Origin of the sequence: Pseudomonas hygromyciniae (assembly GCF_016925675.1) — a bacterium.
Lineage (GTDB): Bacteria > Pseudomonadota > Gammaproteobacteria > Pseudomonadales > Pseudomonadaceae > Aquipseudomonas > Aquipseudomonas hygromyciniae.
On record NZ_CP070506.1, the window covers coordinates 3,836,486 to 3,850,749 of the forward strand.

Here is a 14,264-nt window from a genome sequence, read left to right on the forward strand (position 1 = left end):
GGAGTCAGACACTCAGCAGCAGGAACTCACGCTCCCAGGAGCTGATCACCCGCTTGAAATTCTCATGCTCGGCGCGTTTCACCGCGACATACCCCCGCACAAACTTGTCCCCCAGGTACTGCTTGACCGTGTCGCAGGCTTCCATGCGCGCCAGGGCATCTTCGATGGTGATCGGCAGGCGCAGGTTGCGGCGTTCATAAGCGCGGCCTTCCACCGGCGCGCTCGGCTGGATCTTTTCGATCATCCCCAGATAGCCGCATAGCAGGCTGGCGGCGATGGCCAGGTAGGGGTTGGCATCGGCACCCGGCAGACGGTTTTCCACGCGCATCGCGTCGGGGCTGGAGGTCGGCACGCGCAGGCCGACGGTGCGGTTTTCTTCGCCCCACTCCACGTTGACCGGCGCCGAGGTGTCGGGCAGGAAGCGGCGGAACGAGTTGACGTTGGGCGCGAACATCGGCAGCAGCATCGGGATGTACTTCTGCAGGCCGCCAATGTGCTGCAGGAACAGCTGGCTCATCTGCCCGTCAGCGTCGACAAACACCGGTTGGCCGGTGGCGATATCCACCACGCTCTGGTGCAGGTGCATGGCGCTGCCCGGCTCGTCGGCCACAGGCTTGGCCATAAAGGTTGCGGCCACATTGTGCTTGAGCGCCGCTTCGCGCAGGGTGCGCTTGAACACGGTGATCTGGTCGGCCAGGTCGAGGGCGTCGCCGTGGCGGAAGTTGATTTCCATCTGCGCCGGGCCGTCTTCGTGGATCAGCGTATCGAGGTCCAGGCCCTGGGCTTCGCACCAGTCATAGACATCTTCAAACAGCGGGTCGAACTCGTTGGCCGCGTCGATGGAGAACGACTGGCGCCCGGTTTCGGCACGCCCGGAACGCCCCACCGGGGTTTTCAGCGGCAGGTCCGGGTCTTCGCAGCGCTGGGTCAGGTAGAACTCCATTTCCGGCGCGACAATCGGCTGCCAACCTTGGTCGGTATACAGCTGCAGAACCTTTTTCAGCACATTGCGTGGCGACAGTTCGATGGGGTTACCCTGTTTATCGAAGGTGTCGTGGATCACGATGGCGGTGGGTTCGATGGCCCACGGCACCACATAGGTGGCGTTGGCCACCGGGCGGCAGATCATGTCGATATCGGCCGGGTCCAGCAGGTCGTAATAGATATCGTCGTCGACAAAGTCCCCGGTTACCGTTTGCAGCAACACGCTTTCCGGCAAGCGCATGCCACGCTCATGCAAAAACTTGTTGGTGGGCGCAATCTTGCCGCGGGCAATGCCCGTCAGGTCGCTGATCACGCATTCGACTTCGGTAATCTTGTGTTCTTTCAGCCAGGTGGACAGCTGATCGAAAGGGGCATTCATAAAGACCTCGGCATGGGTTGGGTGCTGCGCCGGCTTGTACTCCCAGCGCATTGAGGTCTATCTTGGGCCAGCCTTACCCCGGCATCTATCCACTTTGCACGACCCACAACGCACCAATAGAGTGCGCACGGATCACCCATGACACAGGCAACAGCTTTGCGCGTACAGGCCTTCACCACCGGTGATGTGGCCGCTCAATGCAGTGCGACACCCGGTTGGGTGCAGCAGTACCAGCAGATGTCCCCGGGGCATTTTGCCGGGCAGATCCGCTACCTCGACCTACAGGGTGTGCAGGTGTACGAAGAGTGCATGAATACCCGCGTCGAGCAGCACTTCAATGCGCCGCCGGGCTCACTCGCCTTCTGTTTCGACGGCAGCGACAACGCGCTGTATCTGCTCAATGGCGAAAGCCGCAATACCTGGATCACCCCGGAAAACTACCGTGAAGTGGCGGTGGTGTTTGGCCCGCAGTTCGTGCAACGCCATGGCCTGGACGTGGCCAGCCTTGAAGGCCTGTTCATGGCGCCGTTGACCGGCCAACAAAACGCGCTGTTCAGCCGCTGGCTCAGTGGCACCCTAACGCGTTTGTCCAGTGTGATCGACCCGCTCAGCCGCGACGCCCTGACCCGGCAACTACTGGACGATTGTCTGTTTATCCTCGACAACGCCTGTGTCTGCCTGGACCGCCACTCATTGCAGCGACGCAGCGCAGAACGCCAGTTGATGGCGCGCATTGGCGCGTGGGCGGCGGATGCGCCGGATGAAACGGTCAACCTGCTGCAACTGGCACAGATTGCCGGTGTGCCGCTGCGTCAGTTGCAACAAGGCTTCAAGACCTACACCGGGATGAGCCCGGCACAATGGCTGCGCCTGCGCCGATTGAACGGCGCGCGGCGCGAGTTGTTGAGCTGCGCCACCACCACGGTGGCCGAGGTGGCGATGAATTGGTCGTTCTGGCATTTGGGACGGTTTTCCAATAGCTACCGGGCGCTGTTCAAGGAACTGCCCAGCGAAACCCTCAAGCGTCATGGTTGATACACGGTCAACCCTGTGGGAGCGGGCTTGCTCGCGAAAGCGGTGTGTCAGGCAATGAATGTCTGACTGACCCACCGTATTCGCGAGCAAGCCCGCTCCCACATTTGATTGCTATCAGGCTTGAGATTTGAGGAAGAGACTCAGCAACTGATTCACTTGCTCCGCCGCCTCCAACTGCACCATATGCCCCTGCCCCGGCAAGACCTCCACCTGGGCCTGCAACCCCTGGGCATGCCGCACCGGGATGATGGCATCGTCACTGCCCCAGATCACCAAGCTCGGCTGCTGCCCTACCACCGCCCGCAAGTCCAACATCTGCCGTCCACCGTCGAACAGCTTGGCATTGAGCTGGCGCAGCGCCTGATCCACCCCTTCCAACCGTTTGAACTTGAGCATGTCTTCGAGCATCTGCCGCGTGACCAATGCCGGGTCACTGAACAGTTGCACCAACTGCGGCTTGAGCGCGTTGCGGTTATTGGCCTCGGTGAATCCCTGCAGGTAATCGCCGTTGATATCCGCGCCCAGGCCGGCGCTGGCGATCAGCACCAACGACGCTACGCGCCCCGGCGCCTGGCTCGCCACTGTCAACGAAACCAGCCCGCCCATGGAGTGCCCAGCCAGGTGCACGCGTTCAAGCTTGAGGTGATCGAGCAACGCCAACACCGCCTGGCTCAACTCCTCGGCATCGCCACCGTGCAGGTGCTTGCCCGACTCGCCATGCCCCGGCAGGTCCAGGGCGATCACCCGGCGCTCGGCGGCCAGGGCCGGATGGTTGAACAGCCAATTGTTCAAGTCGCCGCCAAAACCGTGGATCAGCACCAGCGGCGTGCCACCCTCGCCAAGGTCGAGATAACGCAGCAGGCGCCCGCCCAGCTCGACCTTCTGCGCACTCGGCCCCGACGCCTGCGCCTCGGCGCTGCTGGAGACAAAGCCTTCATTGAAGCTGTCGATCACCGCATCGATTTCTGCTTCCGTGGCTTCGCCCTCCACCACAATGCCCAGCAACGCGCCGACCGGTAACGTCTCGTCGCTCTGCGCCAGCACCCGGCGCAACACGCCGCTGAACGGCGCCTCGACGCTGCTGGAGATTTTGTCGGTCTCCACGTCAAGCACTTCCTCGCCCTTCTCTACCCGGTCGCCCGGCTGCTTGAGCCAGACATCGACCCGGCCTTCGGTCATCGACAGCCCCCACTTGGGCATGGTCAAGGTATGGATCATGCCGCAGTCCTCTTGTCAGCGATCTTGCGCACAGCGGCCTCGATCTTTGCCGCGTCGGGGATGTACAGGTCTTCCAGGGCATCGGAAAACGGCACCGGCGTATGCGGCGCAGTGACCATCTCAATCGGCGCACGCAGGAAGGAAAACCCACGCTGGGCCACCAGGGCGCTGATATCCGTGGCAATCGAGCAGCGCGGGTTGGACTCGTCGATCACCACCAGGCGCCCGGTTTTCTCCACGCTTTCAAGGATGCTGTCTTCATCCAGCGGGCTGGTGGTGCGCAGGTCCAGCACTTCGCAGTCGATGCCCTGGCGCGCCAGGTTGGCCGCAGCTTCCAGGGCCACATGCACCATGCGCCCGTAGGTCACCAGGGTCACGTCGTTGCCTTCACGCACAAAGTTAGCCTCGCCAAACGGCACGGTGTACAGCTCCTCCGGCACTTCGCCTTGCAGGCTGTAGAGCATCTTGTGTTCAAGGAAGATCACCGGGTCGTTGTCGCGGATCGCCTGGATCAGCATGCCCTTGGCGTCATAGGGCGTGGCTGGGCACACCACCTTCAGGCCAGGGATGTGCGTCCACATCGAGGTGAGCATCTGCGAATGCTGGGCCGCGGCACGCAGGCCGGCGCCGTACATGGCGCGCACCACCAGCGGCGTGGTGGTCTTGCCGCCGAACATGTAGCGGAACTTGGCGGCCTGGTTGAGCAACTGGTCGAGGCAGCAGCCGATAAAGTCGACGAACATCAACTCGCACACCGGGCGCATGCCCCGGGTGGCGGCGCCAACGGCCATGCCCACGTAACCAACTTCAGACAGCGGCGCATCCAGCACGCGCTCGGGAAACTCCGGGTACAGGCCCTTGGTCACCCCCAGCACACCGCCCCAGGCATCTTGCTCGCCAGGGGCGCCGGTGCCGCCGGACACGTCCTGGCCGATGATAAACACGCTCTGGTCGCGGCGCATTTCCTGGGCCAGGGCTTCGTTGATTGCCTGCTGATAACTGATTTTGCGAGCCATAAAATTCTCTCCGGGTCTTGTTGTTATTAGCGGTAGGCGACGTAGACATCGCTGAGCAGGTCGGCTGCCTGGGGCTTGGGATCGGACTTGGCCAGGCGCACGGCGTCGTCGATCAACTGCGCGACTTCGGCGTCGATGCGCTCGAACTGCGCCGCGTCCAGCCAGCCTTCGGCGCTGCAGCGCTGGCGAAACAGCGCCAGGCAATCCTGGGTTTCGCGCAGGTTTTTCACCTCATCGCGGCCGCGATAGGTTTGCGCGTCGCCTTCAAAGTGGCCGTAGAAGCGGTGCAGCTTGACCTCGACCAGGGTCGGCCCCTCGCCCTGGCGCGCCCGCTGCACCGCCACGCCCAACGCTGCGTGGACGGCAAAGAAGTCATTGCCATCGACGATCACCCCCGGCATGCCAAACCCCACGGCACGCTCGGCAATGTCCTTGCACGCCACCGACCAGCCGGAACCGGTCGCCTCCGCGTAGCCGTTGTTCTCGGCGACGAACAGGCACGGCAATTTCATGATCGCGGCCAGGTTCATCGCCTCGAATACCGCGCCTTCGTTGGAACCGCCGTCGCCAAAAAACGCCACGGCCACGCCCTGGCTGCCCTTGAGTTTGGACGCCAATGCCGCACCGGCCGCCAACGGAGCGCCGGCACCGACAATGCCGTTGGCGCCGAGCATGCCCTTCTCCTGGTCGGCAATGTGCATGGAGCCACCCTTGCCGCCGCATACCCCGGTTTTCTTGCCGTAGATCTCGGCCATCATGCCGAACACATCCACGCCCTTGGCGATGCAGTGGCCGTGGCCACGGTGGTTGGAGGCGATGCAATCTTCATCGTTGAGATGGGCCATGACCCCGGCGGCGCAGGCCTCCTGGCCGGCATACAGGTGCACGAAGCCTGGGATTTCGCCGGTGGCGAATTCCACGTGCAAGCGTTCTTCAAAATCACGGATGGTGCGCATCACGGTATAGGCATGCAGCAGTTGATCAGTGGACAGGTGAGTGGACATCTTGTTGTTCTCCAGGTTGTCTCGACACACAAAAGGCTGGCTGCGGCCAGCTGCAACCTGTTCAGCACAGCCTGTGCCAACGTGCGGCAAAACCTGGCAAAGCCTTGATCCAGAGCAGTGCCGTGCGGTTGTGCCGGTGCGGCAGGCCACCGCACAATGAGACGGCGCATTGCAGCGTGCGGGCTGCGTCTCAGGCAGGATGAGACGTTGCGTCTCACGGCGGGCAGTTGGTCAGGCCGCCCTTGTCCCCTTGCGCCCCTGGGCGCTTAATGGCGGGCATAACAACAAAGATCGAGAACCGGAGGCCTTATGCTCGCCGCGAACTCCAGGGAGCATGTCGACTGTGTCAGTCGCGTGGTCCGTAATGCCGAGCGCCTGCCCCAGGCGCCAGTGCCGTCGCTGATTTTCGATTCATGGCGTCGCTCCATGGAGCAACACCACCTGGATCCTGGCTCGCTGCAGGGTCCACGGATCCTCACCGAACCGTTGCTCAAGGAATGCCGCGAGCGCGCCGAGCTGTTCATGCGCATTGCCAGCGAGCAAGTCAGCCAACTGCACCACCGCGTGCGCCATGCCGACTACTGCGTGATGCTCACCGACGCCCAGGGCCAGACCATCGACCACCGGGTAGATGCGGCGATCCGCAGCGACTGCCGCAAGGCCGGCCTGTACCTGGGCACCTGCTGGTCGGAAGCCGAAGAAGGCACGTGCGGCGTGGCCACGGTGTTGACCAGCCAAGCGGCGGTGACGGTGCACAAGCGCGATCACTTCCGCGCCGCCTTTATCAACCTGACCTGCTCCGCCGCGCCGATCTTCGACCCCCAGGGCAACCTGCTGGGGGTGATGGACGCTTCGGCGCTGCAATCGCCGGATGACCGACGCAGCCAGCACCTGGTGCGCCAGATGGTGGCGCAGAGCGCCCAGGCCATCGAAAACGCCTTCTTCATGCACAGCGCCGCCCGCCACTGGGTGCTCCAGGCCCATAGCACGCCGGGTTATGTCGACAGCCAACCCGACCTGCTGCTGGCCTGGGACCAGGAAGGTCGTCTGCAAGCCTTGAACAGCAAGGCACGCCAGGCGTTGCGCCGGCGCTTTGGCCAGGTGCCGGTGCATATCGGCGAGGTGTTCGACCTCGACGCGTTGCGCGCGGTGACCGATCAATCGGTCCAGCAACTGCAGTGGCTGGGAGAAACTGGCGTGCTGCATGTGCGCGTCAACACCCCGCGGCGCCAACCTGCGCGGGCGCTGCCCCATGCCCAGGTCGACCCACGGGTGGAAGAACACCTGCGCCTGGCCGTGCGGGTCAAGGACCGCAACCTGCCGGTGCTGGTGCAAGGCGAAACCGGGGCCGGCAAGGAAGTCTTCGCCCGCCAACTGCACGCCCGCAGTGCGCGCCGCGATGGGCCATTCGTGGCGGTGAACTGTGCGGCAATCCCGGAAAACCTGATTGAAAGCGAGCTGTTTGGCTACGTCGCCGGTGCCTTTACCGGGGCCTCCAGCAAGGGCATGACCGGGCTGTTGCAACAGGCCCACGGCGGCACGTTGTTCCTCGATGAAATCGGCGATATGCCCCTGGCCCTGCAAACACGCTTGCTGCGGGTGATGGCCGAAGGTGAAGTGGCCCCGCTGGGTGCGGCGAAAACCCAAGCGGTGGATATCCAGGTCATCTGCGCCAGCCACCGCGACCTCGCGGCCCTGGTCAATGACGGGCGTTTTCGTGAAGACCTGTACTTTCGCCTGGGCTGCGCCCGTGTCACCTTGCCGCCGCTGCGCGAGCGCACCGACAAACTGGGCTTGATCAACCGGTTGTTGGAGCAGGAAGCACGCAGCTGCGCAATCACGGTGGGCATCGGTCAGGCAGCGCTTGAGGCACTGCTGGGCTATGCCTGGCCTGGCAACGTGCGGCAACTGCGCCATGTGCTGGCCTATGCCTGTGCGGTGTGCGAAGGCGGGACGATCCAACTGACGGACTTGCCGGTCGAGGTGCGCGGCGAACGGGTGGAAGTCGAGGTAGAACACAGTGCGAGCCCAGAGCGGCAGGTGCTGCTGGATGCGCTGGTGCGCCATCGCTGGAAGCCGTTGCCGGCGGCGCAGGCGCTGGGGATTTCCCGCGCGACCTTGTATCGCCGGGTCAAGCAACTGGGCATTGATATGCCCGGTAAACACCCCTGAAACCCTGCAATCCAAATGTGGGAGCGGGCTTGCCCGCGAAAGCGGTGTGTCAGTAACAAATAAGCTACCTGACCCACCGCCTTCGCGAGCAAGCCCGCTCCCACATTTTTACCGGGTCGAGCCTGGGGTTAGCGGTACACAAGGCCGCCGTCGATCAACGGTGCCTGGCCGGTCATGTAGTCCGAATCCGGGCCGGCCAGGTAGGCCACCAGGCCTGCCACGTCCTCCGGCGTTTCTGCGCGGCCCAGTGCGATGCCATCTACGTACTTCTTGTACGTTGCGCCAACTTCAGCACCGGTAATCTCGGCCATGCGCTTGTCGATCTCGACCCACATATCGGTGCCCACTACACCCGGGCAATAGGCATTGACCGTCACCCCGGCGCTGGCCAGTTCCTTGGCCGCCGCCTGGGTCAGGGCGCGCACGGCAAACTTGGTCGCCGAGTACACGCCCAGCAGGGCAAAGCCTTCATGCCCGGCAATCGAGCAGGCGTTGATGATCTTGCCCTTCTGTTTGAGCGCCTTGAATTTATTGCCAGCAGCCTGGATGCCCCACAACACGCCCTGCACGTTGATACCCAGGGTGCGTTCGACCTGTTCCGGGGTCACCTCCAGCAGCGAATCGATCTGCGCCACTCCAGCGTTGTTGACGATGATGTCGAAGCCACCGAGGGTCTGGTGCGCATGGTCGACCGCCGCGACCACCTGCTCACGCTTGGACACGTCGGCGGTAAACACCGAGGCCTTGCGCCCCAGTGCCACGACCTCGGCTGCCACGGCTTCAAGCTTGGCGTTATTGAGGTCGACCAGGGCGATATCCGCCCCGTCCCGCGCCAGGCGCAGGGCGATGGCCCGGCCAATGCCCTGACCGGCGCCGGTCACCAGTGCAACTTTTCCAGCGATACTCATGATGATCTCCTGCAACGATAAGCGAAGCCTTGTCTATCGCAGGTGCGGGGTCGCGCTGTCGAGGCCCGGATGACCTGGCGTGGGGCTTGAGACGCAACGTCTCAAGCCGACGCGCCACGGCCAGTACTTGTAAAGGCCCGCAGTTATGCCTAGCTTATGCGCCCCCGCCCCGCGCTTTAAGGCCTTGCCCCCATGGTTTTGCGTTTTCGCCCCGTCGTCACCTCACATTTGGCCCTCGGCCTGCTGCTCAGCGGCGGCATTGGCAACAGCCTGGCGGCTGAGCTTGAATTGCCAGCGCTGAATATCCAGGGCGAGGATGAGTCCGGTTATCGCGCACAAAGCGCGTCGGTCGGCGGCTTCGAGGAAGCGCCGCTGCTCGACACCCCGGCTTCGATCACCGTGATCAATGCCGCGCTGATCAAGGACCAGCAGGCACGCCTGCTCAGTGAAGTGCTGCGCAACGACGCCTCGGTGGGCGAAAGCTACGCGCCGATCGGCTACTACGAAAACTTCGTGGTCCGGGGTTTTTCCTTGAATGCCGCCAGCAGCTACAAGATCAACGGTCGCACCGTCACCGGCGAGCAGAACGTCGCCCTGGAAAACAAACAGCGGGTGGAACTGCTCAAAGGCCTGGCGGGCCTGCAAAGCGGGATTGCCGAGCCCAGCGGCGTGATCAACTACGTGACCAAGCGCCCGGAAGACGTGCGTTCAGTCACGCTGTCCACCGATGATCGCGGCAGCGGCTACATCGCTACCGATGTCGGTGGCTGGTTTGGCAGCGAGCAGCAATTTGGCTTGCGCGCCAACGTCGCCCATGAAGACCTCAACTCTTATGTCGAACACGCCAATGGCCAGCGCGATTTTGTGTCCCTGGCCTTCGACTGGAACATCAGCCCCGACGCCGTGCTGCAACTGGATGCCGAATACCAGGACAAGCAACAGCGTTCGGTGCCCGGCTACCAACTGCTCGGCGGCACCGAAGTGCCCCATGACGCCTCGCCGAAAAAACTGCTCGGCCATCAGAGCGGCTCCAAGCAGGTGGGCATCGAATCGCTGAACCTCAACGGCAAGTTCGAGTACCGCTTCAGCGACCAGTGGAAAGGCAGCGTCAGCGCGGCCCGCAGCAAGGTGGTAATTGATGATTACAGTTCGTTTGCGTGGGGTTGCTACTACGTTGGCACGTGCAACGCGAACACTTTCAGCCCCGAGGGTGACTACGACGTCTACGACTACCGAAGCCCCGACGACACCCGGCGCAATGATGAAATCCAGGCGGCCATGACCGGGCTGTTCGACACCGCAGGCATAGGCCATGAGCTGACCTTCGGTACCAGCGCGTTCCGCCGGGTGATCGACAAGCGCAAGTCGGTCAACGAATACGTCGGCACCGGCAACATCAATCAGGACCCGGAAACCTTCCCGCCCACCGACAAACCATTGAACGACAGTCACCGGCGCCTCGACAGCCGCCAGTACGGGCTGTTCGTCACCGACCGCATCAGTTTCAACGAGCAATGGCAAACCGTGCTCGGTGGCCGTGAAGTGCGCCTGGATGAAAAAGCCTTCGACGAGACTGGGGTGCAGGCTCGCCATACCCAGAAGTATGTGTTCCTGCCCAACGCTGCCTTGATCTTCAAGCCGATGGAAAACCTGTCTCTGTACACCAGCTACAGCAAAGGCCTGTCGCTGGGCGGCGAAGCACCGTGGTATGCGAGGATTCCCGGCCAGATACTTGCGCCAACCGTTTCCCGCCAGCTCGAAGCCGGGGTGAAATACGACTGGCGCCGCATCAGCTTCGCCGCCGCCGTGTTCCAGACACGCCAGGCCTACCAGTACGCCAAGCCCGATAGCGCCGGCGATTTCACCTACGTGCAGCAGGGCCAGCAGAAAAATACCGGCCTGGAGCTGTCGGCCAATGGCTGGGCCACCGAGCGTCTGCAGATCGCCACCAGCGTGGCGGCGATTCGCGCCCGGGTAAACGGCAGCGGCACGCCGCAATACGAAGGTCACCAGACGATCAACGTGCCCAAGCTGCGCGCCAGCGTATACGCCGACTACGCCCTACCGTGGGTCAACGGCCTGGCGGTACTCGGCGGCGTGCAATACAGCGCCAGCAAAAACGCCAATCGCACCGGCAATGTGGAAGTGGGCGACTATGCGCTGGTCAACATTGGCAGCCGCTACACCACCAAGGTTGACGGCTATGAAACGGTGTTTCGCCTGAGCGTCGACAACCTGTTCGACAAGCGCTACTGGCGTGACGCGGGCGAATACATGGGCGATGACTATCTGTTCCAGGGCGCGCCATTGACGGCGCGCTTGAGTGCGTCCGTCAACTTCTGATCCCGCCCCAAGTAACCTGAATCGGGCTGTTGTGGCGAGCGGGCTTGCCCCGCGTTGGGCTGCTTAGCAGCCCCAATAAGCCGAATGCGGTGTGCCAGATACACCCTAGCGGCTGGTTTTGGGGCTGCTACGCAGCCCAGCGCGGGGCAAGCCCGCTCGCCACAGGGGATTGGTCCGCTGGCCCTTAATAGCCAGCGCCCATCTTTGAATGGTGTTACTTGGGCATCTTGCGAAAGCCCACCGCCAGGCGGTTCCAGCTGTTGATGGTGGCGATGGCCACGCTCAGGTCAACCTGTTCGGCGGGGCTGAATTGGTCATTGAGCAACGCGTAATCTTCGTCCGAGGCGTGGGTATGGCTGATCAGTGTCAGGCTTTCGGCCCAGGCCAGGGCGGCACGTTCCCGTGGGGTGAAGAATGGCGTTTCACGCCAGGCCGAAAGGGTGTACAGGCGACGTTCGGTCTCGCCACCCTTGCGTGCATCGGCGGTGTGCATGTCCAGGCAGAAGGCGCAGCCGTTGATCTGGGACACGCGCAGGCGCACCAGCTCCAGCAGCGGCAGTTCGATGGACAATTTGCCGACGGCCGCTTCCAGGGCGAGCATGGCTTTCATCGCGTCAGGGGAAGCGGTGTAGAAATCGATACGGGCAGACATGGTGTTACTCCAGGACAGTGGGGATTGGTGCCCAGCTTAATCACCCCACTACCCTGCACAAATAGCCAATCCGGGCGAAGAACAGGTAGCCAATGCCAAGCGCTTCAGGCGCGGCTGCGCAGCCAATGCAAGAAGCCCTTTTTCACCGGTACGATTGGCGCGTCCTGGGTCAGGTGCTGGGCGGCATGCAGGCGGAAATCCAGGAGGTTTTGCATGGCTTCGCTGATATCGTGGCGCGCGTCCAGGCACGGTTTGAGGTATTCCTTTTCGATGCGGTAGAGGGTGCAGTAGGTCTTCGCCACAAAGTCCGCCGGCACGCTTTGCTCACCCAGGATCCCGGCTTCACCAATCACTTCACCGGGGCCCATGCGCCCGCCTTCGAACGTGTGCCCGGCCTTGGCCAGCATCACCGAAACCACCCCGGACTCGATGATAAACAGATGATCGCTGACCTCCCCCGTCGGCAGGATCATCTCGCCGGCGCGGAAGGTGCGCAGGGTCATGTTCTGGCTGAACGTTTCCTTCTCTTCCTGGCGCAGGGTCGAGAAGATATTGGAGCTTTCCAGCAGCGCCCGCGCCGGCGAGGTGGTCGGCGAGGTGGGGCTCTCGGCGCTCGACAGCAGGCTGACGCCAGCCGCCTGCAAATGCCGGTAGGCCAGGTCATAAAGCTGATTGCGCACCTCGCGTTTAAGGCCCATGGCAGGCACAAAACCGCTGATTTCATATTCCACACCGCCGCCCGTGGAGGTCTTGAACGCCACGCTTGGCGCCGGCTTGGCCAGCAATTGCCGGCAGCCCTGCATGGCACGCTCCAAGGCTTCGAGCACTGTTTGTGGGCGCGCATGGGGGCTGACTTGCAGGCTCACCGCCAGGCCGAACATATCGGCCGGGCGCGAGAAGTTGATGATCTTGGCCTTGGCCGCCAACGAATTGGGGATCACCGCCATGCTGCCCTGGGAGGTTTGCAGGCGCGTGGCACGCCAGTCGATGTCCGTCACCCGGCCTTCGGTGCCGTCGATGGAGATCCAGTCATCCAGTTGGTAGGGCTTGGTGGTGTTGAGCACGATCCCGGAGAACACGTCGCTCAAGGTGCTTTGCAAGGCCAGGCCGACGATGATCGCCACCGCGCCGGACGTCGCCAGCACGCCCTTGACTGGCAGGTCGAGCACGTAGGCCATGGCCGCGATGATCGCGATCAGGAAGATCACCGCGCCCATCAGGTCTTGCAGCAACCGCCCGGTATGGCCGACCCGCTGCATCATCAAGGCCCCGAGCAAGACCGTCAGGGTGCGCGCGGCGAACAACCACCAGCCGATCTGCAACGCCGTGGCGGCCAGGTGCAGCGGGGTGTTGTCGGCATAGGGCGCCAGTTGCATGGGGTTCATGCCATCGTTGAACAGCACGGCGCTGAACACGGCGAAAATCCCCAGGCGCGCGATCAATTTCCAGTTGCCGGGGCTGGCCGAAAACAGACGCCAGACGACGATATCGATAAGGATCAGCGCCAGGGCGCACAGCATCGGGTGATCGGCGATAAAAGACAGCATCCAGGCGACTCCAGGGCGAATGCCCTGAAGATCGCATGAAATGCAGTTGGCGGGTATAGGGCGCCACCAATCAATCGGCGGCGCCGTGCAGTTGCCCGAATTGGCCGGACTGGAAGTCGGCAAAGGCCTGGTGGATCTCTTGCTCGGTGTTCATCACGAACGGGCCGTGACCGACGATGGGCTCGTCGATGGGTTCACCACTGAGCAGCAACACCATGGCGTCGGTGTTGGACTCCAGGCTGATCTGCTTGCCATCGCGCTCGAACAGCACCAGTTGCCCTTCCCGGACCACTTCACCGCCGTTGACTTGCACGGTGCCTTTGAGCACCACCAGCGCGGTATTGCGCCCGGCGTGCAGGTCAAAGGTCACGGCCTTGCCGCCATTGAGGCGCAGATCCCACACATCAATGGGCGTAAAGGTGCGCGCCGGGCCTGTGTGGCCGTCGAACTCACCGGCGATCAGGCGCAGGCTGCCAGCACCGTTGGCCAGGGGCAACGCGGGGATATCGCCGTCGAGGATGGTCTGGTAGCCGGCGTCGCTCATTTTGTCCTTGGCCGGCAGGTTGACCCACAGCTGCACCATTTCCAGGGCCCCACCTCGTTTGGCGAAGGCTTGGGAATGGAACTCCTCATGCAGGATGCCCTTGGCTGCCGTCATCCACTGCACGTCGCCGGGGCCGATGGTGCCGCCTGCACCGGTTGAATCGCGGTGCTCGACTTCACCTTCGTAAACGATGGTCACGGTTTCAAAGCCGCGATGGGGATGCTGGCCCACGCCACGTCGCTGGGTGGTGGGGGTGAAATGTTCCGGGCCGGCGTGGTCCAGCAGCAGGAACGGGCTGATGTGCTTACCCATGGTGTCGTAGGAAAACAGCGTGCGAACCGGGAAACCGTCGCCAACCCAATGGCCGCGTGGGCTGGTGTAGATACCGATGATGTTTTTCATGAGGGTCCTCCAATGTGCATACACCTTAAATCCAATACCAATAAGGCGGTAGACGGCGGA

At 62.9% G+C, this 14,264-nt stretch carries 11 protein-coding genes; 3 read left to right on the forward strand and 8 right to left on the reverse strand.

From position 1 onward, the window contains the following. Positions 1 to 4: 4 nt before the first annotated feature. Positions 5 to 1,363 carry a glutamine synthetase family protein gene (locus tag JTY93_RS16925; protein WP_092239378.1) on the reverse strand — a complete coding sequence of 453 codons (1,359 nt, stop codon included), beginning with the start codon at positions 1,361 to 1,363 and terminating at the stop codon, positions 5 to 7. A gap of 138 nt (positions 1,364 to 1,501) precedes the next feature. Here JTY93_RS16925 and JTY93_RS16930 point away from each other — a divergent pair, with 138 nt between their 5' ends. Continuing rightward, positions 1,502 to 2,398 carry a helix-turn-helix domain-containing protein gene (locus JTY93_RS16930; protein ID WP_205476708.1) on the forward strand — a complete coding sequence of 299 codons (897 nt, stop codon included), beginning with the start codon at positions 1,502 to 1,504 and terminating at the stop codon, positions 2,396 to 2,398. 114 nt (positions 2,399 to 2,512) lie between these two features. On the opposite strand, the gene JTY93_RS16935 is transcribed toward JTY93_RS16930, so the two are convergent. From JTY93_RS16935 to JTY93_RS16945, 3 genes are read right to left on the reverse strand one after another with little or no spacing between them, the layout of a single operon-like run. Beyond that, positions 2,513 to 3,616: an acetoin dehydrogenase dihydrolipoyllysine-residue acetyltransferase subunit gene (locus tag JTY93_RS16935; protein ID WP_205476709.1), complete on the reverse strand. Its 1,104-nt coding sequence runs from the start codon at positions 3,614 to 3,616 to the stop codon at positions 2,513 to 2,515. Then, positions 3,613 to 4,632, reverse strand: a complete 1,020-nt coding sequence (locus JTY93_RS16940; RefSeq protein WP_205476710.1) for an alpha-ketoacid dehydrogenase subunit beta — start codon at positions 4,630 to 4,632, stop codon at positions 3,613 to 3,615. The genes JTY93_RS16935 and JTY93_RS16940 overlap by 4 nt, the downstream gene beginning before the upstream one ends. A 26-nt stretch (positions 4,633 to 4,658) precedes the next feature. Next, positions 4,659 to 5,636 carry a thiamine pyrophosphate-dependent dehydrogenase E1 component subunit alpha gene (locus tag JTY93_RS16945; protein WP_205476711.1) on the reverse strand — a complete coding sequence of 326 codons (978 nt, stop codon included), beginning with the start codon at positions 5,634 to 5,636 and terminating at the stop codon, positions 4,659 to 4,661. A 309-nt stretch (positions 5,637 to 5,945) separates the two neighbouring features. Between JTY93_RS16945 and JTY93_RS16950 the strand changes: the two genes are divergently transcribed. After that, on the forward strand, positions 5,946 to 7,808 hold the full coding sequence (locus JTY93_RS16950) for a sigma-54-dependent Fis family transcriptional regulator (protein ID WP_205476712.1): 1,863 nt from the start codon (positions 5,946 to 5,948) through the stop codon (positions 7,806 to 7,808). A gap of 128 nt (positions 7,809 to 7,936) precedes the next feature. Here JTY93_RS16950 and JTY93_RS16955 read toward each other — a convergent pair whose 3' ends face one another. Further along, positions 7,937 to 8,716 carry an acetoin reductase gene (locus JTY93_RS16955; protein WP_205476713.1) on the reverse strand — a complete coding sequence of 260 codons (780 nt, stop codon included), beginning with the start codon at positions 8,714 to 8,716 and terminating at the stop codon, positions 7,937 to 7,939. Positions 8,717 to 8,908: 192 nt separating this feature from the next. On the opposite strand from JTY93_RS16955, the gene JTY93_RS16960 reads away from it, so the two are divergent. Next, positions 8,909 to 11,059: a TonB-dependent siderophore receptor gene (locus tag JTY93_RS16960; protein ID WP_205476714.1), complete on the forward strand. Its 2,151-nt coding sequence runs from the start codon at positions 8,909 to 8,911 to the stop codon at positions 11,057 to 11,059. 214 nt (positions 11,060 to 11,273) lie between these two features. On the opposite strand, the gene JTY93_RS16965 is transcribed toward JTY93_RS16960, so the two are convergent. The 3 genes from JTY93_RS16965 to JTY93_RS16975 all read right to left on the reverse strand — a co-directional run bounded on the left by JTY93_RS16965 (position 11,274) and on the right by JTY93_RS16975 (position 14,204). Beyond that, positions 11,274 to 11,711: a carboxymuconolactone decarboxylase family protein gene (locus JTY93_RS16965; RefSeq protein WP_205476715.1), complete on the reverse strand. Its 438-nt coding sequence runs from the start codon at positions 11,709 to 11,711 to the stop codon at positions 11,274 to 11,276. A gap of 104 nt (positions 11,712 to 11,815) precedes the next feature. Beyond that, positions 11,816 to 13,258, reverse strand: coding sequence for a mechanosensitive ion channel family protein (locus tag JTY93_RS16970; protein WP_205476716.1), 1,443 nt, complete (start codon positions 13,256 to 13,258; stop codon positions 11,816 to 11,818). A gap of 70 nt (positions 13,259 to 13,328) precedes the next feature. Further along, positions 13,329 to 14,204, reverse strand: coding sequence for a pirin family protein (locus JTY93_RS16975; protein ID WP_205476717.1), 876 nt, complete (start codon positions 14,202 to 14,204; stop codon positions 13,329 to 13,331). Positions 14,205 to 14,264: the final 60 nt, after the last annotated feature.